Source organism: Mesorhizobium sp. M1396 (assembly GCF_040317725.1).
In the GTDB taxonomy this organism is placed as follows: Bacteria; Pseudomonadota; Alphaproteobacteria; order Rhizobiales; family Rhizobiaceae; genus Mesorhizobium.
Map to the genome: position 1 here is coordinate 172,068 of NZ_JAMYLA010000002.1, position 25,755 is coordinate 197,822.

Below are 25,755 nucleotides of genomic sequence, written 5' to 3' on the forward strand. Positions count from 1 at the left end.
CTCATCGGGCCGGCGCCCCTTCTTGTTTGATGCCGCTGACACGTCTTCTGACCTTATTTCACGTTTTCCTCAAGTCGGCACCACCGGCAGGCGATTGGGCCTGTGATCCCGGCTTAACCAGCCGACCGATACGCGTACGAGGGAGGTTCCCTTTTCCAAGGGATCGATTATCTTCGGACGGGCCCGCGGGGCTCCGCACTGGGCACGTCCCACGCAGGCAGGGAAGCCATGACAAGGAACGCGACATCGTCCGCCTTGCAATCACCGCGTTCCGGCCCTTTGCCGTTTCGAAACACCTCGATCCTCGCCTGCGCGATGGCCGGCCTGGTTCTCGCCGGCTGCCAGAAGCAGGAGGCGGCCGAACACAAGCTGCCGATCATGGTGCGCACCGCCGAGGTCGAAATCTCCAGCTACGCACCGACCACGTCGCTGACCGGGGTCATCGCGGCCCGCACGATGAACAATCTGGCTTTCCGGGTCGGCGGCCGTGTCGCCGAGCGGCTGGTGGAGATCGGCCAGCATGTCGACAAGGGCACGCTTTTGGCCCGCATCGACCCGCAGGAACAGGAATCGGATCTGCGCTCGGCGCAGGCCGATCTCGACGCAGCACAGGCGCAGTTGACGCAGGCATCCGCCGCCTTCGAGCGCCAGAAGACGCTGCTCGCGCAGGGCTTCACGACGCGCCGCGACTATGATCAGGCAGCACAGGCGCAGAGCGTGGCGCAAGGCAGCGTCCAGCAGGCGCGGAGCGCGCTCGACAATGCCCGGGAGAGCTTCACCTTCACCGAGTTGCGGGCCGGCGCGCCCGGTGTCGTCACCGCCCGCGCGGTTGAAGCCGGCCAGGTGGTGCAAGGGGCACAAACAGTCTTCACCATCGCCGAGGACGGCGACCGCGACGCAGTCTTCAATGTCCACGAAACGCTGGTCGCCGGCAGCTCGATGGCACCACCACCAGTGTCGATCACGCTGGTGTCGGATCCATCAGTGAAGGCGACAGGCAAGGTGCGCGAGATTTCGCCGGTGGTCGACGCCGCCTCGGCTTCGGTTCGGGTCAAGGTCGCCATTCCCGAGACCCCTGCCGCCATGCCGCTCGGCGCCGCCGTCATCGGCACGGTCAGTGCCGCGCCGGTGAAGGCCGTAATCCTGCCTTGGCAGGCGCTGACCTCCAGCGACGGTAAGCCAGCGGTCTGGCTCGTCGACCCGGCTTCCAAGGCGGTCACCATCGCGCCGGTGGACATCCTTGCCTATGATTCCGGTGTCATCGTCGTCGATAAGGGGCTCAAGCCCGGCCAGCACGTCATCACCGCCGGCGGTCAGTTGCTCAGTCCCGGCCAGACGGTCGAAATCGCCGGAGCGGCAACACAATGAACCGGCCGGCGCGCATGATCGCCCTGTCGGCGCTGGTTGTTGTCGGCGCCTGTTCGGCGGAGCCGGAAAAAACGCCTGAAATCGTCCGGCCGGTGCTTTCGGTGGTGATCGAACCGCGCACCAACCAGACGCTTGGCTTCGCCGGCGTCGTCGAGCCGGAATTCAGCGCCAACCTTGCCTTCCGCCTGCTTGGCCGCGTCGTCAGCCGCGATGTCGATGTCGGCGATCTCGTCACCAAGGGCACGACGATCGCCACGCTCGATCCGACGGCGCTGGAATTGGCCGTTCAGGCAGCCAAGGCTGGCCTCTCCAACGCGCAGGCGGAATTCACCAATGCTTACGCCAGCGAGGAGCGCCAGCGCGCATTGCTGGCAGACAAGAACACCTCGCAGGCCACCTATGAGGCAGCCCAGCAGGCACGGCAAGCCGCGCAGGCCAATGTCGAGCGCGCCAGGGCGGCGCTGGCTAAATCTCAGGAGCAGCTTGGCTATGCCCGCCTGTTTTCGGATTTCGATGGCGTCGTCACCGCCACCGGCGCCGAAGTCGGGCAGACCGTATCGGCCGGCCAGACCGTGGTGACGGTGGCGCGCTCGGACGTGCGCGAAGCCGTCGTCGACATTCCCGACAAGTTGACCGGCGACCTGACCGACGGAACCGGCTTCGACGTCATCCTGCAGTCGCTGCCCTCGATCCGCACGGAGGCCAAATTGCGCGAGATCGCGCCGCAGGCCGATAGTTCGACCCGCACACGCCGCGTGCGCCTGACGCTGCTCAACGCGCCGGCCGCGTTCCGGCTCGGCTCGACCGTGACGGCGACACGGGTGACGGCGATCGACCCGACGATCGAACTGCCGCTGTCGGCGCTGCTCGAAAAGAATGGCAAGCAGCAGGTCTGGATCGTCGATGCGCAATCGAAGGTCGCCGTGCACGATATCCAGGTCGGCGCCAAACGCGGCGGCAGCTTCACGGTCACCGGTGGACTTGACGCGGGCATGCGCATTGTCACCGCCGGCGTGCACAGCCTGACAGCGGGCGAAACGGTCAAAATCCTGGAAGGAGCCACCAAGTGAAGGGGTTCAACCTCTCCGACTGGGCGCTCAGCCACCGTTCGCTGGTCTGGTATTTCATGCTGGTGTTCGTCGTCGCCGGCGTCTCGGCCTATCTCAATCTCGGCCGTGAGGAAGACCCGGCCTTCACCATCAAGACCATGCTGATCCAGGCCAACTGGCCGGGCGCCTCGGTCAATGAGACGGTGAGGCAGGTCACCGATCGCATCGAGAAAAAGCTGGAGGAGCTCGACAGCCTCGACTACAGCAAGTCGGTGACCACGGCCGGCAAGACCGTCGTCTTCGTCAACCTGAAGCCGTCGACCAAGGCGCGCGACGTGGCCCCGACCTGGGTGCGCATCCGCAACATGATCAACGACATCCGCGCCCAGTTTCCCGAGGGCGTACAAGGTCCGTTCTTCAACGACAGTTTTGGCGACGTCTACGGCAATATTTACGCCTTCACGGCGGACGGGCTGACATCGCGCCAGTTGCGCGACTATGTCGAGCAGGCGCGCACCCAAATCCTGGCCGTGCCCAATGCCGGCAAGGTCGACCTGATCGGCGCCCAGAACGAGGCGATCTATCTCGAATTCTCGACCCGCCAGATCGCGGCCCTTGGCCTGAACCAGCAGGCGATCGTGGCCAGCCTGCAGGCACAGAACGCGATTGCGCCTTCCGGTGTCATCGAGACCGGCCCCGAACGCGTCAGCGTGCGCGTCTCGGGCCAGTTCACGTCGGAAGAAAGCCTGCGTGCCATCAATCTGCGCGTCAACGACCGCTTCTTCCGGCTGAGCGATGTGGCGACCATCACCCGCGGCTATGCCGACCCGCCGACGGCGTTGTTCCGGTTCAACGGCGAGGATGCGATCGGGCTAGCCATCGGCATGAAGCCTAACGCCAATCTGCTCGACTTCGGCAAGGCGCTGAAGGTCGAGATGGACAAGATCGTCGCCGACCTGCCGATCGGCGTCGGCGTGCATCTGGTCGCCGACCAGCCTGTCATCGTCGAGGAAGCGGTCTCGGGCTTCACCCGCGCGCTGTTCGAGGCGGTCGCCATCGTGCTCGCGGTGTCCTTCATCAGCCTTGGCGTGCGCGCCGGCTTCGTCGTGGCGCTGTCGATCCCGCTGGTGCTGGCCATCACCTTCCTGTTCATGGACTATCTCGGCATCTCGCTGCAGCGTATTTCGCTGGGCGCGCTGATCATCGCACTCGGCCTGCTGGTCGACGACGCCATGATCGCCGTCGAGATGATGGTGGCCAGGCTGGAAGCCGGCGACAATCTGCGCAAGGCGGCGACCTATGTCTACACCTCGACCGCGTTTCCGATGCTTACCGGAACGCTGGTGACGGTGACCGGCTTCATCCCCATCGGCCTCAACAACAGCGCGGCGGGCGAATACACCTACACGCTGTTCGTCGTCATCGCCGTGTCGCTTTTGGTGTCATGGATCGTGGCGGTGCTGTTTGCGCCGTTGCTCGGCGTCACAATCCTGCCGGCGACGATGAAACAGAAGCATCATGACAAGCCCGGCCGCTTCACCTCGCTGTTCCGCAGCGTGCTGGTCGGATCGGTGCGGCGCCATTGGCTGACGATCATCGCCACGGTGCTGTTGTTCGCCGCCTCGATCGTCGGCATGGGCTATGTCCAGCAGCAGTTCTTCCCGTCCTCCGACCGGCCGGAACTGATTGTCGACTGGAACCTGCCGCAGAACTCTTCGATCGCCGAGACGCGCGACCAGATGGAGCGCTTCGAGAAGGCAGCCCTTGCCGGCAACCCTGATATCGACCACTGGAGTTCCTATATCGGCCAGGGCGCGGTGCGCTTCGTGCTGGCCTATGACGTGCAGCCGGCCAATCCCTATTTCGGCCAGACCGTCATCGTCACCAAGGACGTCGAAGCCCGCGACAGGGTGAAGGCGGCAATCGAGACGATGCTGCGCGACGACTTCGTCGGCACCGACGCCTTCGTCAAGACGCTCGAACTCGGCCCGCCCGTCGGCCGGCCGGTGCAATACCGCGTCAGCGGCCCCGACATCCAGACGGTGAGGACGCTGTCGCAGCAGCTGGCCGGCGTCATCTCGGCCAACCCGAAGCTCGGCGCGCCGACCTTCGACTGGAACGAGCCGTCGCGGGTGCTGAAAGTGGATGTGCTGCAGGACAAGGCGCGCCAACTCGGCGTCACCTCCTCGGACATTTCCAATGCGCTGAACAGCGTGGTCGGCGGCGTCACCATCACCCAGGTGCGCGACGCTACCTACCTCATCAACGTCGTGGCGCGGTCACGCGATGCCGAACGCGGCTCGATCGAGACGCTGCGCAACATGCAATTGCCGACCGGTGCCGGCGAATCCATCCCGCTCGCCGCCGTCGCCAACTTCCACTACGAGTTGGAGCAGCCGACAGTCTGGCGGCGCAGCCGAGTGCCGACGATCACCGTGCGCGCCGGACTGGTCGGCGACGCGCTGCCGGCGACCGTGGTCGACGAGCTGAAACCTTCGGTCGATGCCTTCATCGGCAAGCTGCCGGTCGGCTATGCCATCGCCACGGCCGGCTCGGTCGAGGAAAGCGCCAACAGCCAAGGCCCGATCGCTGCGGTCGTGCCGCTGATGCTGTTCATCATGGCGACGATCCTGATGGTCCAGCTGCAAAGCTTCCAGCGCCTGTTCCTGGTGGTTGCCGTCGCACCGCTTGGGCTGATCGGCGTGGTCGCGGCCTTGCTGCCGAGCGGCGCCCCGCTGGGCTTCGTCGCCATCCTCGGCGTGCTGGCGCTGATCGGCATCCTGATCCGCAACTCGGTCATCCTGATCGTGCAGATCGAGGATCTGGTCGCCGAAGGCAAGGACCGCTGGGCGGCCGTCATCGAAGCCACCGAACACCGCATGCGGCCGATCGCACTGACGGCGGCGGCAGCCAGCCTGGCACTGATCCCGATCGCGCGCGAGGTGTTCTGGGCGCCGATGGCGTTCGCCATGATGGGCGGCATCATCGCCGGCACGGCGATCACGCTGCTGTTCCTGCCGGCGCTCTATGTGGCGTGGTTCAGGATCAAGGAGCCGAAAGGCCGGGAAGAGCCACCCATTCTGGATGGGGGCGAACTGGCGCAAAGGTCGACTTAAGACCTGCTGGATCACTTGTTATCGTTGGAGGGTACAGGGAGTGATTTGGCGCGCTGCCACGGCGACGATTTGGAACTTCGCCAAGCATGCCAACCTTTTGGCAAATCGGCCAATCCCAGGATGCTTTCATCCAGTTGAACCACCTCTTGCAGGCCGACGAGCATTATATCGCCGTCATCCATAGGTCCGGGTTCGCTGCTGTGGAATTGCCAACTGCCACCGTCATCGTTGGAGCTGTCGTCGTCGTCATCTTCATGCACAACGTATGCGATCCAGTCGCCACGTTTAAATATTCTCTTGTCGGATAACACCGCGACATTGGGTGGGTCTGCAAACTTCCATCCCTCCATAGTAGTCCCCAAGACGGTTATTCTGTGCACAAGAAGAACGATTCAGGCGGTCCTGACAAACCCATCGCTGGCCCGCAAGAGATTGCGCGTGTAGTCCTTGGTCACGCGGCGCTCGACGAGATCCGCCGCCGCGAGATTTTCCACCGCCTCGCCGCTTTGCATCACCATCAGCCGCTCGCACATATGGGTGATGATAGCGAGGTCGTGGCTGACCATCAGGAAGGTCAGCTTGCGCCGCCGGCGGACCTCTTCCAACAGGTTGAGCACTTCCGCCTGCACCGAGGCATCGAGCGCCGAGGTCGGCTCGTCGAGCAGCAGGATGGACGGTTCGAGGATGAGCGCGCGCGCGATCGCCACGCGCTGACGTTGGCCGCCGGAGAGTTGGTGCGAATAACGGAACCGAAAGCCGTTTCCCAAGCCAACCTCGTCGAGCGCCCGCTGGATGCGCTTTTCGCCGTCGGCAAAACCATGGATGGCAAGCGGCTCCTGCAGCAGGCGGTCGACGGTCTGGCGCGGGTGCAGCGAGCCGTAGGGATCCTGGAAGACCATCTGGACTTCGCGATAAAAGGCTTTGTCGCGGCGCGCGCCAAGCGTCTTGCCGTTGACGGTGATGCTGCCCGAAGCGACCGGTGCGAGGCCAGCGATGGCCCGCAACAGCGTCGACTTGCCGGAACCGGATTCACCGACCAGGCCAAAGGATTCGCCCGGCTGCACGTCGAGGCTGACACCCTTCAGCGCGCGAAAACGATCGAAGATCACTTCCAGCCCGTCGACGGCAATCGCAGACGTCATGCCGCCCACTCCGGCTTGCGGTCGAGCACCGGCAGCGGGTGACGGTCGGCACCGATCTTGGGCATGCAGTTGAGCAGGCCGCGGGTGTAGGGATGCTGGGCGCGGCCGAGTTCCGAGGCTTTGAGCTGCTCGACCACCTTGCCCGCATACATGACGATGACGCGGTCGCAGAAGGACGAGACCAGGCGCAAATCGTGCGAGATGAAGATCAGCCCCATGCCGCGCTCGCCGACCAGCCGATCGAGGATGCCGAGCACGTCGAGCTGCACGGTGACGTCAAGTGCCGAGGTCGGCTCGTCGGCGATCATCATTTCCGGCCCGGCGATCAGCATCATGGCGATCATGGCGCGCTGGCCCATGCCGCCCGATACTTCATGCGGATGCAGGTCGAAGACGCGGGCCGGATCGCGGATCTGCACCGCCTCCAGCATCGCCAGTGCGCGGTCGCGCGCCTCGGCCTTGCCGACCTTCTCATGCGTGCGCAGCGTCTCGACGATCTGGCGGCCGATGCTCATCACCGGGTCGAGCGAATATTTCGGATCCTGCAGGATCATGGCGATGCGCTTTCCCCGCAGCGACCGGCGTTCGCGTGGCGAGACGCTGAGCAGGTCAATGCCGTCGAAAGCCAGCTTGTCGGCCGATATCCGCGCCTGCGGCGGCGTCAGGCCCATGATGGCGCGGCCGGTCTGCGATTTGCCCGAGCCGGACTCGCCGACGATGCCGAGCCGCTCGCGGCCAAGCGAGAAGGAGACGCCGCGCACCGCCTCGATCAGCCCGGTGCGGGTCGGGAAGGTGACGCGCAGATCCTCTACGTCGAGCAACGCGCTCTTTGATCGCTGCTGATTGGGGTCGCCGCTCATTGGTCACCACTCCGGGGATCGAGCGCGTCGCGCAGCCCGTCGCCGAGCAGGTTGAAGCCAAGGCTGACGATCAGGATGGCGAAGCCTGGCGCACCGGCCACCCACCACTGATCGAGCACGAAACGGCGCCCCGAAGCGATCATCGTGCCCCATTCCGGCAGCGGTGGCTGCGCGCCTAGGCCGAGGAAGCCGAGACCGGCTGCGGTTAGGATGATGCCGGCCATGTCGAGCGTCACCCTGATGATCAGCGAGGAGATGCAGAGCGGCATGATGTGACGCAGCACGATGCGGAAGGGCGAGGCGCCCATCAGCTGCACCGCCTTGATGTAATCGGAATTGCGTACTGTCAGGGTTTCGGCGCGCGCAATACGGGCGTAAGGCGGCCAGGAGGTGATGGCAATGGCCAGCACCGCGTTCTCGATGCCGGGGCCAAGCGCCGCGACAAAAGCCAGTGCCAGGATCAGCTTGGGGAAGGCGAGGAAGATGTCGGTGATGCGCATCAGTATGGCGTCGGTCCAGCCGCCGGCATAGCCGGCGACGGTGCCGACCAGAAGGCCGATGGGCGCGGCGATGATGGCAACAAGGATGACCACATAAAGTGTCCAGCGCGAGCCGTAGAGGATGCGCGAAAGGATGTCGCGGCCGAGATCGTCGGTGCCGAACCAGTGCTCGGCGCTCGGCGCCAGCAGACGTGCGTTCTTCAGGTCGCCAAACGTCGGCGAATAGGGCGCCAGCACGTCGGCAAGGGCGGCAACGACCAGCAAGGCGATGATGATGAGCAGGCCGAGAAACGCCAGCCGGTTGGCGGAAAAGCGCCGCCACGCCACATAGGCGCGGCCAAGCCTCGCCTGCATGCGCGACGCCGGACGCTCGCTGAGCAGCCAATCGCGACGGCTCTGGATGGTCTCGACGCTCATGCGGACTTCGTCCTCGGATCGAGCACGCGGTAGAGCAGGTCGGAGAGCAGGTTGATGGCGATGAACACCGAGCCGATGACGATGGTGCCGCCGAGCACGGCATTCATGTCGGCGTTCTGCAGCGAGTTGGTGATGTAGAGGCCGATACCGGGCCACGAGAAGACGGTCTCGGTCAGCACCGAACCTTCGAGCAGGCCGGCATAGGAGAGCGCGATTACCGTCACCATCGGCACCGCGGCGTTGCGCAATGCGTGGCCCCAGATGATGCGGGTTTCCGACAGGCCCTTGGCGCGTGCGGCGACGATGTATTCCTGCGACAGCTCGTTGAGCATGAACGAGCGCGTCATGCGGCTGATATAGGCGAGCGAGAAGTAGCCGAGCAGCGAGGCCGGCAGGACGATGTGGCGGAAAGCATCGTAGAAAACATCCCACTGCCCCTGCCACAGGGAATCCAGCAGATAGAAACCAGTGATCGGCGTGAAGGTATATTCGTAGACGACGTCGAGCCTCGCCGGAAAAGCGACCCATTGCAGCTTGGCGTAGAACAGCACCAGCGCCAGCAGGCCGAGCCAGAAGATCGGCACGGAATAGCCGATCAGGCCGATGATGCGCACGATCTGGTCGATGAGGCTGCCGCGCCTGACCGCGGCCAGCACACCAAGCGGCACGCCAAACAGCGCGCCGATCAGCGTTCCCAGCGTCGCCAGTTCCGTCGTGGCCGGAAGCGCCCGGCGAATGTCGGTCATGACCGGGTTTGTGGTCAGCACGGAGACGCCGAAATTACCGTTCAGGGCATTCTTCACATAGATATAGAACTGCTCGATCAACGGCAGGTCGAGGCCCATCTCGCGGCGCGTGCGCTCGACGACATTGGCCGGCGCCCGGTCGCCGAGCACCGCCAGCACCGGGTCGATCGGGATGACACGGCCGATGAAGAAGGTCACCGCAAGCAGACCAAGATAGGTCGTGATCGCGATGACCAGGAAGCGGCCGAGCGATGATGCAATGGCGACGGCGCGGGCGCTGCCGCGCCCGCCCTCGTTTTCAACCGCGCTCATGCGGCGCGTCCGCGGCGTTATTCTTTCGAGACCGACCCGACGAAGTTGGTGTCGAAGCTCGGGCCGAGCGCAAGGCCCTTGAGGTTCTTGCGCAGGCCAACCACTTCCAGCTGCTGGTGAATGATAACGAAGGGACTGGTGTCGAGGATCTTCTTCTCGAGATCCTTGTACATATCGGCGCGCTTGCCTGCGTCCTTCTCCAGCAGCGCTGCTTCCGTCTCCTTGGTCAGATCCGGAATGTCCCACGAGTTGCGCCAGGCAAGCGTGTGGGACTTGCCGGCATCCGAATTGTCCGGGTTCGAGGCGAAGGTCTGGGCATTCGAGTTCGGATCGAAATAATCCTGGCCCCAGTTGCCGATATAAATGTCGTGGTTGCGGGCGCGGTACTTGGTCAGCGTCTGCTTGCCGTCGCCCGGGATGATCTCAAGCTTGATCCCGGCCTGGCCAAGCGTCTGCTGGATCGATTCCGCCATGCCCGTCGTCGGCTGGCCGGTGCGTACGTCCATGGTTACGCTGAAACCGTCGGCCAGACCGGCCTTGGCCAACAATTCCTTGGCTTTGGCGACGTCGAGCTTGAACGGATTCTCGTCGAGTTCGCCGAGCACGCCCTTGGGCAGGAAGGTCTGGTGGATCTCACCGATGCCCTTGAGGATGGTCGAGCTCAAGGCATCATAGTCGACCAGATACTTGAACGCCTGGCGGACCTCGGGCTTGGCGAGATTCGGGTTTTTCTGGTTGAGGCTGATATAGTAGACCGTGCCCTTCGGCGCGCTGGTGGTGGTGAGGTCGGCGTTCTTGGCGATGGCGTCGAGATCGTTCGGCTCGAGATTGCGGGCGACGTCGATGTCGCCGGCTTCGAGCGCCAGGCGCTGGGCCGAGCTTTCCTTCATATTGCGATAGATGACGCGGGCTAGCTTGGCCTTTTCTCCGTAGTAATTGTCGTTGCGCTCCATGACGACGGCTTCGTTGGCGCGCCATTCGCGCAGCTTGAAGACGCCGGAGCCGGCATAGCCGGTCTTCAGCCAGGCATTGCCGAAATCATTGTCCCATTTGTAATCGGCGGTGGGTGCCGCGGTGACGACATGTTCCTTGACCAGCTTGCTGTCGACCACCGAGGCAACCGTTGCCGACAGGCAGTTCAGGACGAAGCTCGGCGCATAGGCCTTGTCGACGGTGAACTGGAAGGTTCCATCGTCGACCGCCTTGGCCTTTTCGGTGACGTTGTCGCCGCTGATGCCGAACTGGCCGATGATGAAGGCCGGGCTCTTGTCGAGCTTTACGGCGCGCTCGAACGAATAGGCGACGTCGGCCGCGGTGATCGGATTGCCGGATGCGAACTTCAGGCCGGGCTTGAGCTTGAAGGTGTAGGTCAAGCCATCGTCGGAGACGGTCCAGCTCTCAGCGAGATCGCCCTTGACCTTGGAGGTGTCGCTGAGGTCGAGACGGACCAGCAGATCATAGGTGTTGCCGGTGACCTCGGCGGTCGACAGCTCGAACGCCTCGCCGGGATCCATGGAGATGATGTCGTCGATCGCGAAACCTTCGACCAGCGTGTCGGCGGGCGTGACCGCACCGGCTGGCGCGCCCGCCAGAAGCAGCGCGGACATGGCTGCGCCCGCGAGCAAGATGCGGGAGCGTAGAGCAAACTTTTCCATCATCATCGTGATTGTTCCCTGTTTTGTTGTTTGTTGACCTGAGTTCCCGGCTCAGGGTTGCGGAATTCTTTTCGGGCCTGGAGACGGCCCGTCTGATCTCTTACCGTTGCGGTTTTTGTCCAGTTGGTCAACACCATATCCGGCGGCCTCGTGGCGGGCAACGAGCATTTATACGACGACTCATTGGGCCAGAAAGGCCGGTGGCCTGTCGGCGCCCAGGCCAGCCAGTCGAGGCGGCCGATCGAGAAAAACCTGCTGATTTCGGCGCTATTTCAGCGTGGCTACCAGGCCGGCATCGGGGAAGCAGGTTGCGGCGCGGCCGTTCTTGGCTTGCCACTTGCCGATCGAACGGCGGGTCTTGAAGCCGGGCAGTCCGTCGGCGCTGCCGACATCATAGCCCTTGGCCTCCAGCGCCCGTTGCAGGACGGCGATGTCGGAACGGTGGAGCCCGCCGACCGCGCCCCAGCTTCCTGCAAAATTCTGATCGCCATGGGCGATGCGATCGGCGCCATGGCCGATGAACAGCGCGTAGAGGTCGCTGGTGTTGTATTCCTTCAGCACATAGAAATTGGGGGTGGCGATGAAGGTCGGGCCGCTGCGTCCCGCCGGCATCAGCAGGAAACCCTCGGCCTTCATCTCGCTCGCCGGAAACGGTTTGCCGCCAACGCGTTTGATGCCCATTGCCGCCCACTCGGAGATCTTCTTGCCCTGGTCCGGGCCTTCCAGCGCGCAGGAAACCGCCTCGGGCACGGTCACCTCGAAACCCCAGCCGCGGCCCTTCACCCAGCCATAATGGACGAGGTAGTTGGCGATCGAAGCCAGTACATCCGGCGTCGAGCTCCAGATGTCGACGCGGCCGTCGCCATCGAAATCGACGGCATGTTTCAGGAACGAGGTCGGCATGAATTGCGGCTGGCCCAGCGCGCCGGCCCAGGATGATTTCATCGCGCCGACCGGAGCCAGCCCGCGCTCGACGATTTCGAGGGCGGCCAAGAGTTCGGTCCGAAAGAAATCCTTCTTGGTCGACATGAACGCCTTGGTCCCCAGCACCTCGAAGGCGTCGTAAGGCATCTTCGCCGCGCCGAAGCCGGTCTCACGGCCCCAGATCGCCAACAGCACTTCGCCTGGCACGCCATAGCGCTTTTCGATTGCCGCAAGTGTCCTGGCATTGGTGGCCTCACGCGCGCGTCCGCCCGCCGTCACCGCACGAACCGTCTTCTCGGCGAAATAGGCGCCGGGCGAGCCGAATTCGGCCTGGTGCTGTTTCCGCGGCGTGGTTGCCTTCTCGCCTGGCTTGACCAGGTCGGGCAGCTTCAGGTTGGGGTTGATGCCATCGAATGCGGCGTCGAAGGTTTTTTTGGAGATGCCTCTCGCCTTGGCTTGCGGCCAAAGGTCGTTCTGCAGCCAGGCGCGGAATTGGTCGTCGACCTTGGCGGCGGAGGCGGGAGCGGAAAGGAGGACCGCGAGAAGAACTGCAAAAAAGGAAAACAGAGCCAATCCGAGAGGTTTGCGTTCCTTCACACCCAGCCTCGAAGGACGCGCAGCAATCATGATCCGCACCCTCTCCCGTAGCTTTGTCAAAATGCCGTCCGCGAGCGCAGCGCCGCGGCCAGCGTGCCTTCGTCGAGATAGTCGAGCTCGCCGCCAACCGGCACGCCATGCGCCAGCCGTGTCACCTTGATGTCGAAGCCGGCCAGTTGGTCTGTCAGGTAATGCGCCGTGGTCTGGCCCTCGACCGTCGCGTTGACGGCGAGGATGATCTCCTTGACCTCGCCGCCGGCGACACGGTCGACCAGCGAGCGCATGTTGAGCTGGTCGGGACCTATGCCGTCGAGCGGCGACAGCGTCCCGCCGAGCACATGATAGCGCACATTCATCGCCGCCGCCCGCTCCAGCGCCCACAGATCGGAGACGTCCTCGACGACGATGATGGTGCCGGCGTCACGGCGCGGATCGGTACAGATCATGCACGGGTCCGACGTATCGACATTGCCGCAGGTCGAGCAGATGCGCACCTTGTCGGCCGCCTCGGCCATGGCGGCGGCGAGCGGCGACAGCAATTGTTCCTTCTTCTTGATCAGATGCAGGGCGGCACGCCTGGCCGAGCGGGGACCCAACCCAGGCACCTTGGCCAGGAGCTGGATCAGGCGTTCGATCTCGGGACCGGCGATTCGCTTCGACATCGCTCTGATCTAGGATTTTTCAGAGCGCTTTGAAACATCCCGTGTCCGCATGACCCGCCATATTGGCTTGGTGGACCATCGGGCGGACCATGGAGCGCGGATCAGTTGGTTTCGAGCGGCCGGCCCTGGCTGATAATCATCGCGCCGATGGCGTCGGTGTTCTCAGGCGTCGACTGGAATCCCATCGACGCCTCCTGCGGCGCGTTTTGAACCGAGGAGATGACCCTTGTGTTCAGGGTTCCGCCAAAACGGGCGGCATCCGGTTCTTCCATCGGCTCCTGCATCGCGACCACCATGGGCTCCGCCGAGACACGCGCGGATTTCGCGGGCGGCGCGGCGGCCGCGGTCACATAGGTCTGTTGGACAGCAGCGGATCGAACGGTTGCCGTCGTGTCCGGACGTGCCGGCTCGGCGGAAGCGACCATTATCACCGGTGCGGCCGGCTTCTCGGGCGCAGCCGAGGCAATGGCGACCCGCGGCTCATCCGGCAACGGCTGCCAGTTGCGGCCGCGCTTCTCATAGAAGGCATTGCCGCCGGCAACCATCGTGTAGTGCATGTTCTTGTAAGGGAAGCGCAGCCCGGCGGTGTGGAAATACATCGTATCTTTCAGCTTGGCCTTGCGCTCGCCCTTGAGCACGGCATCGGCGGCTTCCTCGACATCGGGCAGCGCTCGCGAATTCATCGGCCTCGTCATGACGCCAGGCGCGAACTGCCCGCGCTCGCCCACCACCTCGCAGATGGTGCTTCCGTGGTTGCCGGAGCGAAGCCGGTTCATCACCACCGTGCCGACGGCGATCATGCCGTCGCGGCTCGAGCGATTGGACTCGAAGAACATCGCCCGTTCCAGGCATTCCTTGTCCTTCGGCGTATGGCTGTAGGCCCGGGAACTCAGGAAACTCGGCGTGATGGCGTCGGTCAGGCTGGCGACGGACATGCCGTGCGAAGTGGTCTGGCTGCAGGCAGCCAAAAACAAGGGTGAAATGACGGCGCCGAGCAACAGCGGCGTCTTCCATCGCGTGGCAATCAACAGGTAACCCTCTCACTTCCATGCCCGCCCCCAGGCTGCGGCAAGAATGAGACACTTTCAGGCAAAAAGATGGCCAAAACGTTATTAATAGGGTCCTGTTGCCAAATTGGCACAGTTGCATGGCTTTACGCGGGCTAGCGCCCGGCCGCAATCGCCGCCGGCTGGCCAGGTTCAGCCTCTTCGATTTTCTCCGAAAACAGGCCACGCCGGAGGAACAGCGTCCGCGCGTCCCTGGCCGTCGGCGCGATCCTTGCCGGCCAGTCGCTTTCGATGAATTCGGCCTTGGTGAAGTCCGGATTTGTCTCGCAGGCCGCTTCCAGGAATTCGGCGATCTCCAGCACGATGGCGCGTTCGTCCTTCGAAAGCGCCGACGTGCCGGCTTCGATCGACGGGCGATGGACGAAATCCTCGAACAGATCGAAGTAACCCTTAATGCCGACGAGATCGACGCCGCCGTCGCAATCGGCCAGGATTTCCAGGATCTCATAGATTCTGTTGCGGATACGCTGCTCGATCAATCTTTCGGAGGGCTCGTCGGTCATGTCGATCACGGGGGGCGCGCCGAACGCTAGAAGGGCAGTTTCATTCCCGGCGGGATCGGCAGACCGGCGGTCAGCGCCTTGGTCTTTTCCTGCATGATCTGCTCGACCTTGGTCTTGGCGTCATTATGGGCGGCCAGCACCAGATCCTCGAGAATCTCGACATCGTCCTCCTTGAACAGGGATGGATCGATCTTCAGCGACTTCATCTCGAATTTTCCGGTCAGCGTGACGTTGACGAGGCCGCCGCCGGCCTGGCCGGATGCTTCCAGCGTGGCGATCTCGTCCTGCATGGCCTGGAACTTGGCCTGCATTTCCTTCGCCTTGCCCATCAGGCCGAGAAGATCTTTCATGGTCGGGTCCTTTGCGGATTCGTGGCTGGATCAGGTTTCGTCGTCGTCAGCCAGCGGCTCGACCGGCACTTCGGCCTCGGTCGTTTCGGCTTCCGGCGCGTCTGGAATGCGCACGTCGATGATCTTGGCACCGGGAAAGCGCGCCAGGATGGCGGCCACCGTCGGGTCGCTCTTGGCATCGAGGAAGGCGTTCTCGCGCTTGGCCGATTCCATTTCGGCGAGCGTCTGGCCACCCTCTTCCTTCGACAGCGAGACAAGCCAGTTGCGGCCGGTCCAGGCGCGCAGCTTCGTCGTCAGGTCGTTGAGCAGCATCTTGGGCGCGTCGCTGGTCAGGCCCACGTCGATACGGCCGGGCTCGATGCGCACGAGACGGATGCAGCTCTTGACCAGCACCTTGAAGGCGATGTCGCGTTGCGCGTCGGCCAGGGCAATGATGTCGGCGAGCGATTTCAGCGGCACCGATTGCGCTTCCGCGACCGGTTCCGGCGGAGCGACGAAGGCAGCGGGAGCTGGCGTGGCTTCGACCAGCCGCATGGTCTGTGCGCCGCCCGATCCGGCAGGCATGCGCGTCTGCGCCACCGCGCTGGCGCCACCGCCATTGCCGGAACTTGCGGGCGCGCCATTCGGACGCGGCGCGCCATTTTGCGCCGGCGCTGCGCCCTCGAGCGATCTCAGCGCCTCGTCCAGCGTCGGCAGGTCGGCGGCGTGCGCCAGCCGGATCAACACCATTTCAGCCGCACTGACCGGCCTGTTGGAGGACTGCACCTCGGGAATGCCCTTGAGCAGCATCTGCCATGTCCGCGACAGCACCCTGACCGACAGTGTCCTGGCGAAATCCGCGCCGCGCTGCCGCTCGTCTTCGGAGAGCGAGGCGTCCTCGATGGCCGTCGGCACGAAACGCAGCCGGGTGACCAGGTGGTTGAACTCGGCAAGATCGGTCAGCACGGCGGCCGGATCGGCGCCGGTATCGTACTGCGCGCGGAATTCGCCAAGGGCGGCCGCCACATCGCCCTTCATGACATGTTCGAACAGGTCGACGATGCGGGCGCGGTCGGCGAGGCCCAGCATCGCCCGAACCGCATCGGCGCTGACGGAGCCGGCGCCATGGGCAATCGCCTGGTCGAGGATGGAGAGCGAATCACGGGCCGAGCCTTCGGCCGCGCGCGCGATCATCGCCAGCGCGTCGTCGTCGACCGAAATGCCTTCCTTGGCCGATATCGAGGAAAGATGCGCGACCAGCGCGCCAGCGTCGATGCGCCTCAAGTCAAAGCGCTGGCAGCGCGACAGGACGGTGATCGGAACCTTGCGGATTTCGGTGGTGGCGAAGATGAATTTGACGTGCGGCGGCGGTTCTTCCAGCGTCTTCAACAGGCCGTTGAAGGCCTGCGTCGACAGCATGTGCACTTCGTCGATGATGTAGACCTTGTAGCGGGCCGAGACCGGCGCGTAGCGCACGCGCTCGATGATGTCCCTGATATCGTCGATGCCGGTGTGCGAGGCGGCGTCCATCTCGATGACGTCGACATGGCGGCCTTCCATGATCGCCTGGCAATGCTCGCCGAGCACGGCAAGGTCGACCGAAGGCTGGTCGATATCAGCGGTTTTATAGTTTAGGGCACGCGCGAGTATGCGCGCCGTCGTGGTCTTGCCGACGCCACGTACGCCGGTCAGCATCCAGGCCTGGGCGATACGGCCGGTGGCAAAGGCATTGGTGAGGGTGCGCACCGTCGGCTCCTGGCCGACCAGTTCGGAGAAATTCGAAGGACGGTACTTGCGCGCCAGCACGCGATAGGCGGCGGCCTTGCCATTCTCCAGGCTTTTTGGTCCCGAATTGCCGGCTTCGCTCATACGCCCGTAAAGCTCCAAATGGCCGCGCCCGAAGGCGGCCGATTCCTGCGCATAGTCTCGCCCGCGCTGCAATGCGTCGTCAATGTCGCGAGAGGGGCCGATGAGGTGGGAGGCTGGAACAATGACCCGTTCCGGGCTCGTTAGGGCTGCTTCCTTCCGGACCTGACCCGGTTGGCGAGTGGATCGTCCACCACCAACCTCCCGCTGTCCATATCGGCAATTCGACGATGAAATGCAAGTGCGCAGAAGAAATCCCTGGTTCCTTCGCAGCATTCGCCAGCGCGTTGGGCTGAGCATCAAACGAAAAACCCGCCTGTACGGCGGGTCACTGGCGCAAATCAGCACCATGGGCAAACATGTACCATAGCTGAGGTCACGAAATCAAGAAAAAATTCCTATCGTGAAAAGCTGCCGACCGCGAGGGGCGCAATGATTCGCTTGCAGCCCTCTTGCCGCCGCTCTAGCGTTCCTGCGTTTGAAGAAACCAAGAAAAGCAAGGGAAACGCCGATGTTGCCGGGCCTGAAGGCCGGATTCACGCTGGACGCCCGGCTGGAGGCGGACAGCGAGCAGTTGATGTGGCTTGGGCTGTGCGAATTGCGGGTGATGAACGACCGCCGCTGGCCATGGCTGCTCCTGGTGCCGCAGCGGCCCGGCGCGGAGGAGATCCACGACATGACGCCGCTCGACCAGGCGATGCTGACCTTCGAGACCAATATGGTGGCGCAGGCGCTGAAGAAAGCGACCGGCTGCACCAAGATCAACACCGGCGCGCTTGGCAACATCGTGCGCCAGTTGCACATCCACGTCATTGCGCGTTCGGAAGGCGATCCCGGCTGGCCAGGCCCGGTGTGGGGACACGGCCTGCGTGAGCCCTATCAACGTTCCGACCTGCGGCGGTTTGCCGAAACGATCAAGGCGGCGCTATAAGCGTTCCCCGTGTCCATTCCGCAACCTACCCCAGAGTCTCCATGAGCTTCCGCCTGTTTGACGCGCCCTTGCGCGAGCCGAGCCAGTTCGTCGGCTTTGCCGGCAACACCATCGACCGGCAGTCCGAAAACCGCGCCGACGATTCGGTCAACAAGGCGCTCGCCGACCCGGCGACGCGACTGCTGTTGATGAATGGGGGGCGGCTCTATCTGAAGCTCGGGGACGGCAGCGGTCTCAACCCCTGGTTCGGCGCCGCCGAGAGCGAGCCCTTCAAGGTTTCCCTGGCGCAGGGCATCCTGCTCGGCCTTTCCGAACTTGGACCGGTGCTGGCGGTGCCGGCCGGCATCGACGCCGAGCAATTGCCGGAAACCATCAAAGCCATCGACTATCGCTCGGTCTATATGCAAGGGCTGATCGACGAGGCGGCTGCCGGCGCTATGGCGCAAGGGGCGGCTCTGCTCGCCTGGCATGCCAGCCATCGTTTCTGCAGCAAATGCGGCACGCAATCGCAGATGCGGGCCGGCGGCTACAAGCGGCATTGCCCGAATTGCGGCACCGAGCATTTTCCCCGCACCGATCCGGTGGCGATCATGCTGACGGCGACGCGACAGAAGTGTCTGCTCGGGCGCGGCCGGCATTTCGCGCCGGGCATGTACTCGGCCCTTGCCGGCTTCATCGAGCCGGGCGAGACGATCGAAGCGGCGGTGCGCCGCGAGACGCTGGAGGAGGCCGGCATCAGGCTTGGCCGTGTCGTCTACCACGCCAGCCAGCCCTGGCCGTTTCCCTATTCGCTGATGATCGGCTGCTTCGGCGAGCCGCTCAACGACGATATCCAGGCCGATTTGAACGAGTTGGAGGACTGCCGCTGGTTTGCCCGCGACGAGGTGCGTTCGATGCTGACCAGGGAGCATCCCGGCAATTTGGTCACGCCACCGAAAGGCGCCATTGCGCATCATCTCATTCGCGCCTGGGTCGACTCAGAGTGATGGCAGCGAGTATCGAAAGACATTTCAGGAGCAGAAAATGATCCGTCACACCGTCGTCTTCACGCTGAAGCATCCGCCACATTCGCTGGAGGAAAGGAGGTTCCTGGTCGACGCCAAGAAAATCCTCACCGCGATCAGGGGCGTCACGCATTTCGAGCAATTGCGGCAGATCAGCCCCAAGAACGATTATCATTTCGGCTTCTCGATGGAGTTCGCCGACCAGGCTGCCTACACCAGGTACAACGATCATCCCGACCATGTCGCCTTCGTGCGCGACCGCTGGGTGCCGGAGGTCGAGACATTCATGGAAATCGACTACGTGCCGCTGGGCGCGGTGATCTAGTCAGCGACCTTCCACTGCTCACGCGACGCGCTGGCCGGGTAGACGCCGAGAATTCGCACTTCGCGTGAGAAGAAGCGAAGCTCGTCCAGCGCCAGCTTGACCAGCGGATCTTCCGGATGACCCTCTATGTCGGCGTAGAACAGCGTCGCGGTGAAAGCCCCCAGCTGGTAGCTCTCCAGCTTGGTCATGTTGATGCCGTTGGTGGCGAAACCGCCCATCGCCTTGTAGAGCGCGGCCGGCACGTTGCGGACGCGGAAGATGAAGGTGGTCATCATCTTGACGTCCGGTGATGGGCGCTCGGCCCATTGCTTGTTCTTGGTGAGGACGACAAAGCGGGTGACGTTGCTGTCGGTGTCCTCGACATTTTGCTCGATGATGTCGAGCCCATAGAGCGTCGCGGCCAGCGCCGGCGACAGGGCCGCCATGGTGCGGTCCTTGACCTCGGAGACCATCTTGGCGGCACCGGCCGTGTCACCTGCGACGATCGCCTTCCAGCCGTTCTTGCGGATATATTTGCGGCACTGGCCAAGCGCGTGGATGTGGCTGTGCACGGTCTTGATCTCGTCGCGTTTGACGCCGGGCAGCGCCATCAGCTGGAAATGGATGGGCAGGAAATATTCGCCGACAATGTGCAGCTTCGATTCCGGCAACAGATGGTGGATATCGGCGACCCGCCCGGCAATGGTGTTCTCGATCGGGATCATGGCGAGGTCGGCCTTCCCCGTCTCGACCGCGTTGAACGCGTCCTCGAAGGTCGGGCACGGCAACGGCTCCATAGATGGATAGACGTTGCGGGAAGCGGTGTCGGAATTGGCACCCGGCTCGCCCTGGAAGGATATTCTGTTGGTCTTTTCAGGCATGGGCCAATTCTCGGGTTTCTCAGTTTGAAAGGATCGTTCTGGCGCGCTCAAGATCTTCCGGTGTATCGACGCCCAACGGCAGCGATTGGACGATCTCGGCGTCGATGCGCATGCCGGCTTCCAGCGCCCGCAGCTGCTCCAGCCGTTCGCGGCGTTCCAGAGGCGACGGCTTCAGCGCGACGAAACGCTCGAGCGCGGCACGGCGATAGGCATAGAGGCCGACATGGTGATAGAGCGGCCCGTCGCCCCAAGGCGCCGTGGCGCGGGTGAAATAGAGCGCCCTCAGCCTGGTGCCGGAGAGCGGCGACCCGACGATCTTGACGACGTTGGGATTGGTCTTTTCCTCGTCACGGACGATCTCGACACCGAGGGTGGCGATGTCGACCGCGCTATCCTCGAACGGCCTGAGCGATGCGGCGATGATGCCGGGATCGATGGTCGGCAGGTCGCCCTGCACATTGACGATGGTTTCGACCTTGCGCTCGGGATCGAGCGCGACCAGTGCCTCGTGAATGCGGTCGGAGCCGGATTCGTGGTCCATGCGCGTCATCACGGCTTCGAAACCATGCGCACGCACCGCATCGGCCACGCTTTGCGTGTCGGTCGCCACCACGACCCGGCCGAGGCCGGACTCCGTGGCGCGGCGGGCGACATGGACGATCATCGGCGCGCCGGCGATGTCGGCCAGCGGCTTGCCCGGCAGGCGTGTCGAGGCTATGCGGGCCGGGATCAAGATCAGCGTGGACATGCGCGGTGCAAGGCGTCTCAAAGAGGGCAGGGAAAGTGGCAAAAGGTCTCACTGGAAGCGCCCTTATAGGTGTTGCAACGCCGCAGCAAAAGACCTAGTTTCCGCCCGATTTGACCGCCCTGGCAGGGTGGGGTCACGATACCGACGGACGGAGTGGACGGTTCGGTCCGCCGGAAAAGGGAGCAAGGGGCGTATGGATTCCACCGAAGTCAACAAACTGCTCGCCGGATTGCTCGGAACCGTTTTCGTCGTCTTCTCGGTCGGTATTGTGTCCGACGCGCTGTTTGCCTCGCCGGCGCCGGAAAAGCCCGGTTTCGCCATCGAAGCCGCCGAGCCCGCCGAGGGCGGCCCGGCAGCGCCTGCCGCCGAAGCCAAGCCGATCGCCGACCTGCTGGCGACCGCCAATGTCGAGCAAGGTGCTGCCGTCTTCAAGAAATGCCAGGCCTGCCATTCCGGCGAAAAGGGCGGCCCCAACAAGGTCGGCCCCGATCTGTGGGATATCGTCGACCGCCCGGTGGCCGAGCATGAAGGGTTCGCCTATTCGGCCGGCATGAAGGAATTTTCCAAGGGCGGCGCCGAGAAGTGGACCTACGACAACATCAACCACTTCATCACCTCGCCGAAGAAATTCGTGAAGGGCACCGCCATGGGTTTCGCCGGCCTGCCCAAGGACGAGGACCGCGCCAACGTCATCGCCTATCTACGCACGCTGTCCGACAGCCCCAAGCCGCTGCCGGCGCCAGGTGCCGCCGCCGACGCAACCGCGCCCGCCAAGCCGGCCGATGGTGCCGCCCCGGCGAAGCCGGCTGAAGGTGCCGCGCCAGCCAAGCCGCCGGCTCCGGCCGCACCCGCACCGGCGCCCGCTCAATAACCGGATATCATCTCGACGACCTTGAAAAAGCCGGGTTCAGCCCGGCTTTTTCGTTAGGAAAACCGCATAGGCGGCGACAAAGCCGCGCATGGCGGTTTTCACGAGCGCCAAATCGTCTAGATTGTCCATGAACGGGCATTGCGAAGAGGATAGTGCATGACGGTTGGCCGGACGCTTCTCAAGTCGATGCTGGCGGCAGCTCTTCTGGCGGCGGGATTGCAGACGAGCCATGCCGACGAATGGCGCACCACCTCATCGCTGATCGGCGAGTCCAAATACGGCGACCATTTCCAGCACTACGACTACGTCAATCCGGACGCGCCTAAGGGCGGCACGTTGAATTCGGTGGTGCTCGGCACCTTCGACAGTTTCAATCCCTACATCGTACAGGGATCGCCGGCCGCCGGCCTGGTCGGGTTCGGCGGCGGCCTGCTCTACGACACGCTGATGGAGCAGGCGACCGACGAAGGCAGCACCAGCCATCCGCTGATCGCGGATGCCTACAAATATCCCCCCGACTATTCCTCGGCGACCTACCGGCTCGACCCGCGCGCCAAGTGGCATGACGGCCAGCCGATCACCGTCGACGACGTGATTTGGTCGTTCCAGGTGCTCAAGGCCAACAGCCCGCAATACAGCCGCTATTTCGACAATGTCACCGATGCGGTGGCGATTTCGGACCGCGAGGTCGAGTTCCATTTCAACCAGAAGGGCAACCGCGAACTGCCCAAGATCATCGGCGACCTCGCCGTGCTGCCGAAGCATTGGTGGGAAGGCACCGATGCCAACGGCAAGAAGCGTGACGTCACCAAGCCGACGCTGGAAATTCCGCTCGGGTCGGCGGCCTACAAGATCGCCAGCTTCAAGCCGGGCTCGGAAATCATCTGGCAGCGCGTGCCGGACTACTGGGCGGCCAAGCTGCCGGTGAAGATCGGCCGCGAGAATTTCGACACGCGACGCTACACCTATATCCTCGACGACAACGCTGCCTGGCTCGCCTTCACCAAGGGCGGGCTGGAGGATATCAACCGCGAATTCAGCTCGCGCAAATGGGCAACGGCCTACAACTTCCCGGCATTCCAGGCCGGCGACGTCGTCAAGAAGGACTTCCAGACCAAGGCGCCGCAACCGATGCAGGGCTTTGCCCTCAATCAGCGGCGGCCGCTGTTCCAGGACCGGCTGGTGCGTGAGGCGCTGACCATCCCGTTCGATTTCGAGAGCATGAACCGCACCCTGTTCTTCGGCTTCAACACCCGCACATCAAGCTATTTCCAGGGCACCGAACTGGCGTCGAGCGGGTTGCCGCAGGGCAAGGAACTGGAGATCCTGGAAAAATACCGCGACAAGCTGCCACCCGAACTCTTCACCCAGGAATTCAAGCTGCCGGTCTACGATTCGCCGCAAGCGGAACGGAAGTACCTGAAACAGGCGGTCGATCTCTTCGCCAAGGCGGGCTGGGCGATCAAGGGCGGCAAGATGGTCAATGCCAAGACCGGCGCGCCGTTCAAATTCGAAATCCTCGGCTGGAACGACACCGATCAGGTGATCGCCAGCCCCTACATCGCCAATCTGCGCAAGATCGGTGTCGACGCCACTTTGCGCATCATCGACCAGACGCAGTACATCAACCGGGTCAACAATTTCGATTTCGATGTCGTCACCGGGATTCTGCAGCAGTCGGAATCGCCGGGCAACGAGCAACGCGACTTCTGGAGCTCGAAAGCCGCCGACTCGCCCGGTTCGCGCAATCTGATGGGCATCAAGGATCCTATCGTCGACGCGCTGGTCGACCGCATCATCTTCGCCACCGATCGCGACGACCTCGTCGCCGCCACGCACGCACTCGATCGCATCCTGCTGTGGAACTTCTATGTCGTGCCGCAATATCACCGCTCCGCGGTCTGGCTGGCCTACTGGAACAAGTTCGGCTTCCCGGACAAGCAGCCCGCCTATGTCGGTGCCGACATCGATTCCTGGTGGATAATTCCCGACAAGGAAAAGGCGCTGGCGGCCAAATACAGGGGCAGCAATTGATGGCGGTGCTGCCCCGCCGTGATTTCCTGGCGCTGGGCGGCGCGGCCGCGGCCGCGGCCCTGCTGCCCGGGAAGGCTTTTGCCGAAATTGCGACCGGCACCAAGCTGCATGGCCTGTCGGCCTTCGGCGATCTCAAATATAAGCCGGATTTCACGCATTTCGACTATGTCAATGTCGATGCGCCGAAGGGCGGCACCTTCAACTTCTCGCCGCCGAACTGGGGCTACAACCAGAACACCCTGACCTTCAACACGCTGAACTCCTTCACCCAAAAGGGCGATGCGCCGCCGCGCATGGAGATGTGCTTCGACGGGCTGATGGTGCGGGCGCTCGACGAGCCCGATGCCGTCTACGGCCAACTCGCCGACGGCGTGATGCTGTCGGACGACCGCAACAGCTTCACCTTCTCGCTTCGCCCCGAAGCGCGTTTCCACGACGGCTCGCCGCTGACGGCGCAGGACGCGGCCTTTACCCTCAAGCTCTACAAGGACAAGGGCCATCCCGACCTGTCGCTGTCACTGACACATATGGTCGACGCCGTCGCGCTGGATGATCGCACGCTGCGGCTTACTTTTTCCGGCAAGCAATCGGCCCGGACCGTGCTCAACATCGTCGAGTTCCCGATCCTGTCGAAGGCCTTTTACACGGCCAATCCATTCGACAGTTCGCAACTGAACCCGCCGCTCGGTTCCGGCGCCTACAAAGTCAGGCAATTCTCGGCCGGGGCATGGATCGAGTATGACCGGGTTGCCGACTATTGGGGCCGCGATCTGCCGGTCAATCGCGGCCAGAACAATTTCGACCGCATTCGCATCGAGTTCTATCAGAACCGGGCGGCTGGCTTCGAAGCTTTCAAGAAGGGCGAAATCACCTACCGCGAGGAGTTCACCTCACGCGTCTGGGCCACCGCTTATGATTTCCCCGCATTTTCCGCCGGTAAGGTGATCAAACACGAATTCCCAACGGAAAAGCGGCCGACAATGCAGGGAACCGCAGTCAATCAACGGCGCGAACAGTTTCGCGACGCGCGCGTGCGCCAGGCGATCGCTCTCTGCTTCGATTTTGAATGGACCCGGCGCAACTTCTTCTACGGTTCCTACGAGCGCTCGCAATCCTGCTTCGAGAAATCGGACTTCCGCGCCGAGGGACCGCCTTCGCCGCAAGAACTGGCCCTGCTGGAGCCGCTGCGCAGGCAGATTCCGGCAGAAGCGTTCGGCGCGGCCGTGGCTCTGCCCGCATCCGACGGCTCCGGCCGCGACCGCAAATTGCTTGGCAAGGCGGCGAAGCTTCTCAACGCAGCGGGCTGGAAACGGTCCGGCGACTTCGTCGTCAACGACAAAAGCAACAAGCTTTCGGCCGAATTCATGGTCGACGACGACACATTCGTGCAGGTCTATTCGCCTTGGGTCGCCAACATGAAGGCGATCGGCATCGACGCCACGATCCGTCTGGTCGACTCGGCGCAGTACCAGTCCAGACAGGCAACGTTCGATTTCGACCTGCTGTCGGCCGCTTTCTCGTTCAGTGCGACACCGACGCGCGACGATGTCGAGGTCTTCTTCCATTCCAGCACCGCCAACCTCTCGGGGTCACGCAACCTGCCCGGCGTCTCGAGCCCCGCGATCGACACGCTGATCGACGCCGTCGGCGCGGCAAAGGATCGTGAAACGCTGACCGTGGCGATGCGGGCGCTCGACCGGGTCTTGCGCGCGCGGTGCGATTGGATTCCAAGTTGGTTTCTGGCGAATCACCGAAGCGCCTATTGGGACATGTTCGGCTTTCCCGAACAAAAGCCCGATTTCGGCTTTCCGGTCGAGGCGCTGTGGTGGTTCGATAAGGGCAAGGCGGCAAAAATTGGCAAAGGCTGAG

23 protein-coding genes and 1 other RNA gene are annotated in these 25,755 nt (G+C 63.4%); 9 read left to right on the forward strand and 15 right to left on the reverse strand.

Going from position 1 to position 25,755, the window contains the following annotated elements:
• Positions 1-228: 228 nt before the first annotated feature.
• From NKH02_RS02030 to NKH02_RS02040, 3 genes are read left to right on the forward strand one after another with little or no spacing between them, the layout of a single operon-like run.
• Entirely contained in the window at positions 229-1,368 is a 1,140-nt protein-coding gene (locus tag NKH02_RS02030; RefSeq protein ID WP_352875929.1) for an efflux RND transporter periplasmic adaptor subunit, read from the forward strand.
• Entirely contained in the window at positions 1,365-2,438 is a 1,074-nt protein-coding gene (locus NKH02_RS02035; RefSeq protein ID WP_352872112.1) for an efflux RND transporter periplasmic adaptor subunit, read from the forward strand. The genes NKH02_RS02030 and NKH02_RS02035 overlap by 4 nt, the downstream gene beginning before the upstream one ends.
• Positions 2,435-5,533 carry an efflux RND transporter permease subunit gene (locus tag NKH02_RS02040; RefSeq protein ID WP_352875930.1) on the forward strand — a complete coding sequence of 1,033 codons (3,099 nt, stop codon included), beginning with the start codon at positions 2,435-2,437 and terminating at the stop codon, positions 5,531-5,533. Before NKH02_RS02035 ends, NKH02_RS02040 begins: the two co-directional genes overlap by 4 nt.
• Positions 5,534-5,544: 11 nt before the next feature.
• On the opposite strand, the gene NKH02_RS02045 is transcribed toward NKH02_RS02040, so the two are convergent.
• The 13 genes from NKH02_RS02045 to ffs form a co-directional block, all read right to left on the reverse strand.
• On the reverse strand, positions 5,545-5,883 hold the full coding sequence (locus tag NKH02_RS02045) for a hypothetical protein (protein ID WP_352875932.1): 339 nt from the start codon (positions 5,881-5,883) through the stop codon (positions 5,545-5,547).
• A 42-nt stretch (positions 5,884-5,925) separates the two neighbouring features.
• Entirely contained in the window at positions 5,926-6,675 is a 750-nt protein-coding gene (locus NKH02_RS02050; RefSeq protein WP_352875934.1) for an ABC transporter ATP-binding protein, read from the reverse strand.
• On the reverse strand, positions 6,672-7,535 hold the full coding sequence (locus tag NKH02_RS02055; protein ID WP_352872107.1) for an ABC transporter ATP-binding protein: 864 nt from the start codon (positions 7,533-7,535) through the stop codon (positions 6,672-6,674). Before NKH02_RS02055 ends, NKH02_RS02050 begins: the two co-directional genes overlap by 4 nt.
• Entirely contained in the window at positions 7,532-8,452 is a 921-nt protein-coding gene (gene nikC, locus NKH02_RS02060) for a nickel transporter permease (RefSeq protein WP_352872106.1), read from the reverse strand. The genes NKH02_RS02055 and nikC overlap by 4 nt, the downstream gene beginning before the upstream one ends.
• Positions 8,449-9,510 (reverse strand): ABC transporter permease, encoded by a 1,062-nt coding sequence (locus tag NKH02_RS02065; protein WP_352875937.1) that lies wholly within the window; start codon positions 9,508-9,510, stop codon positions 8,449-8,451. Before NKH02_RS02065 ends, nikC begins: the two co-directional genes overlap by 4 nt.
• A gap of 17 nt (positions 9,511-9,527) precedes the next feature.
• Positions 9,528-11,171: an ABC transporter substrate-binding protein gene (locus NKH02_RS02070; protein WP_352872103.1), complete on the reverse strand. Its 1,644-nt coding sequence runs from the start codon at positions 11,169-11,171 to the stop codon at positions 9,528-9,530.
• Between the two features lie 261 nt (positions 11,172-11,432).
• Positions 11,433-12,716 (reverse strand): lytic murein transglycosylase, encoded by a 1,284-nt coding sequence (locus NKH02_RS02075; protein WP_352875939.1) that lies wholly within the window; start codon positions 12,714-12,716, stop codon positions 11,433-11,435.
• A gap of 26 nt (positions 12,717-12,742) precedes the next feature.
• On the reverse strand, positions 12,743-13,348 hold the full coding sequence (gene recR / locus NKH02_RS02080) for a recombination mediator RecR (protein ID WP_352872101.1): 606 nt from the start codon (positions 13,346-13,348) through the stop codon (positions 12,743-12,745).
• A gap of 101 nt (positions 13,349-13,449) precedes the next feature.
• On the reverse strand, positions 13,450-14,376 hold the full coding sequence (locus NKH02_RS02085; RefSeq protein ID WP_352872100.1) for a cell wall hydrolase: 927 nt from the start codon (positions 14,374-14,376) through the stop codon (positions 13,450-13,452).
• A gap of 134 nt (positions 14,377-14,510) precedes the next feature.
• On the reverse strand, positions 14,511-14,918 hold the full coding sequence (locus tag NKH02_RS02090; protein WP_352872099.1) for a hypothetical protein: 408 nt from the start codon (positions 14,916-14,918) through the stop codon (positions 14,511-14,513).
• A gap of 26 nt (positions 14,919-14,944) precedes the next feature.
• Complete coding sequence (locus tag NKH02_RS02095; protein WP_013527931.1) at positions 14,945-15,268, reverse strand: YbaB/EbfC family nucleoid-associated protein; 324 nt, start codon at positions 15,266-15,268, stop codon at positions 14,945-14,947.
• Between the two features lie 30 nt (positions 15,269-15,298).
• Positions 15,299-17,116: a DNA polymerase III subunit gamma/tau gene (locus NKH02_RS02100; RefSeq protein ID WP_352872098.1), complete on the reverse strand. Its 1,818-nt coding sequence runs from the start codon at positions 17,114-17,116 to the stop codon at positions 15,299-15,301.
• 105 nt (positions 17,117-17,221) lie between these two features.
• An RNA gene (gene ffs, locus NKH02_RS02105) (signal recognition particle sRNA small type) lies at positions 17,222-17,318 on the reverse strand.
• Between the two features lie 306 nt (positions 17,319-17,624).
• Here ffs and NKH02_RS02110 point away from each other — a divergent pair.
• Genes NKH02_RS02110 through NKH02_RS02120 form a run of 3 tightly spaced genes read left to right on the forward strand, consistent with a single transcriptional unit; the run spans position 17,625 to position 19,373 of the window.
• Positions 17,625-18,044: an HIT domain-containing protein gene (locus NKH02_RS02110; RefSeq protein ID WP_013527933.1), complete on the forward strand. Its 420-nt coding sequence runs from the start codon at positions 17,625-17,627 to the stop codon at positions 18,042-18,044.
• A 41-nt stretch (positions 18,045-18,085) separates the two neighbouring features.
• Positions 18,086-19,030: an NAD(+) diphosphatase gene (gene nudC, locus NKH02_RS02115; protein ID WP_352875942.1), complete on the forward strand. Its 945-nt coding sequence runs from the start codon at positions 18,086-18,088 to the stop codon at positions 19,028-19,030.
• Positions 19,031-19,067: 37 nt separating this feature from the next.
• Positions 19,068-19,373, forward strand: coding sequence for a Dabb family protein (locus tag NKH02_RS02120; protein WP_352604110.1), 306 nt, complete (start codon positions 19,068-19,070; stop codon positions 19,371-19,373).
• On the opposite strand, the gene NKH02_RS02125 is transcribed toward NKH02_RS02120, so the two are convergent.
• Positions 19,370-20,233, reverse strand: a complete 864-nt coding sequence (locus NKH02_RS02125; protein ID WP_352872095.1) for a prephenate dehydratase — start codon at positions 20,231-20,233, stop codon at positions 19,370-19,372. The two genes, NKH02_RS02120 and NKH02_RS02125, sit on opposite strands and share 4 nt — an antisense overlap.
• A 19-nt stretch (positions 20,234-20,252) precedes the next feature.
• Positions 20,253-20,981, reverse strand: a complete 729-nt coding sequence (locus NKH02_RS02130) for a 3-deoxy-manno-octulosonate cytidylyltransferase (RefSeq protein WP_352875945.1) — start codon at positions 20,979-20,981, stop codon at positions 20,253-20,255.
• A 193-nt stretch (positions 20,982-21,174) separates the two neighbouring features.
• Between NKH02_RS02130 and NKH02_RS02135 the strand changes: the two genes are divergently transcribed.
• The 3 genes from NKH02_RS02135 (at position 21,175) to NKH02_RS02145 (ending at position 25,754) form a co-directional block, all read left to right on the forward strand.
• Positions 21,175-21,852 carry a c-type cytochrome gene (locus tag NKH02_RS02135; protein WP_352875947.1) on the forward strand — a complete coding sequence of 226 codons (678 nt, stop codon included), beginning with the start codon at positions 21,175-21,177 and terminating at the stop codon, positions 21,850-21,852.
• Positions 21,853-22,008: 156 nt separating this feature from the next.
• Complete coding sequence (locus NKH02_RS02140) at positions 22,009-23,886, forward strand: extracellular solute-binding protein (protein ID WP_352872091.1); 1,878 nt, start codon at positions 22,009-22,011, stop codon at positions 23,884-23,886.
• The gene (locus tag NKH02_RS02145) at positions 23,886-25,754 is read left to right on the forward strand and encodes an extracellular solute-binding protein (RefSeq protein ID WP_352875950.1); all 1,869 of its coding nucleotides are present in this window, start codon (positions 23,886-23,888) and stop codon (positions 25,752-25,754) included. The genes NKH02_RS02140 and NKH02_RS02145 overlap by 1 nt, the downstream gene beginning before the upstream one ends.
• Position 25,755 lies beyond the last annotated feature (1 nt).

Coding starts and splice junctions, on each gene's coding strand:
- NKH02_RS02030 (WP_352875929.1), top strand. CDS start 229: ATGACAAGGAACGCGACATCGTCCGCCTTGCAATCACCGCGTTCCGGC.
- NKH02_RS02035 (WP_352872112.1), top strand. CDS start 1,365: ATGAACCGGCCGGCGCGCATGATCGCCCTGTCGGCGCTGGTTGTTGTC.
- NKH02_RS02045 (WP_352875932.1), bottom strand. CDS start 5,883: ATGGAGGGATGGAAGTTTGCAGACCCACCCAATGTCGCGGTGTTATCC.
- NKH02_RS02050 (WP_352875934.1), bottom strand. CDS start 6,675: ATGACGTCTGCGATTGCCGTCGACGGGCTGGAAGTGATCTTCGATCGT.
- NKH02_RS02055 (WP_352872107.1), bottom strand. CDS start 7,535: ATGAGCGGCGACCCCAATCAGCAGCGATCAAAGAGCGCGTTGCTCGAC.
- nikC (WP_352872106.1), bottom strand. CDS start 8,452: ATGAGCGTCGAGACCATCCAGAGCCGTCGCGATTGGCTGCTCAGCGAG.
- NKH02_RS02065 (WP_352875937.1), bottom strand. CDS start 9,510: ATGAGCGCGGTTGAAAACGAGGGCGGGCGCGGCAGCGCCCGCGCCGTC.
- NKH02_RS02070 (WP_352872103.1), bottom strand. CDS start 11,171: ATGATGATGGAAAAGTTTGCTCTACGCTCCCGCATCTTGCTCGCGGGC.
- NKH02_RS02075 (WP_352875939.1), bottom strand. CDS start 12,716: ATGATTGCTGCGCGTCCTTCGAGGCTGGGTGTGAAGGAACGCAAACCT.
- recR (WP_352872101.1), bottom strand. CDS start 13,348: ATGTCGAAGCGAATCGCCGGTCCCGAGATCGAACGCCTGATCCAGCTC.
- NKH02_RS02090 (WP_352872099.1), bottom strand. CDS start 14,918: ATGACCGACGAGCCCTCCGAAAGATTGATCGAGCAGCGTATCCGCAAC.
- NKH02_RS02095 (WP_013527931.1), bottom strand. CDS start 15,268: ATGAAAGATCTTCTCGGCCTGATGGGCAAGGCGAAGGAAATGCAGGCC.
- NKH02_RS02100 (WP_352872098.1), bottom strand. CDS start 17,116: ATGAGCGAAGCCGGCAATTCGGGACCAAAAAGCCTGGAGAATGGCAAG.
- NKH02_RS02110 (WP_013527933.1), top strand. CDS start 17,625: ATGTTGCCGGGCCTGAAGGCCGGATTCACGCTGGACGCCCGGCTGGAG.
- nudC (WP_352875942.1), top strand. CDS start 18,086: ATGAGCTTCCGCCTGTTTGACGCGCCCTTGCGCGAGCCGAGCCAGTTC.
- NKH02_RS02120 (WP_352604110.1), top strand. CDS start 19,068: ATGATCCGTCACACCGTCGTCTTCACGCTGAAGCATCCGCCACATTCG.
- NKH02_RS02125 (WP_352872095.1), bottom strand. CDS start 20,233: ATGCCTGAAAAGACCAACAGAATATCCTTCCAGGGCGAGCCGGGTGCC.
- NKH02_RS02130 (WP_352875945.1), bottom strand. CDS start 20,981: ATGTCCACGCTGATCTTGATCCCGGCCCGCATAGCCTCGACACGCCTG.
- NKH02_RS02135 (WP_352875947.1), top strand. CDS start 21,175: ATGGATTCCACCGAAGTCAACAAACTGCTCGCCGGATTGCTCGGAACC.
- NKH02_RS02140 (WP_352872091.1), top strand. CDS start 22,009: ATGACGGTTGGCCGGACGCTTCTCAAGTCGATGCTGGCGGCAGCTCTT.
- NKH02_RS02145 (WP_352875950.1), top strand. CDS start 23,886: ATGGCGGTGCTGCCCCGCCGTGATTTCCTGGCGCTGGGCGGCGCGGCC.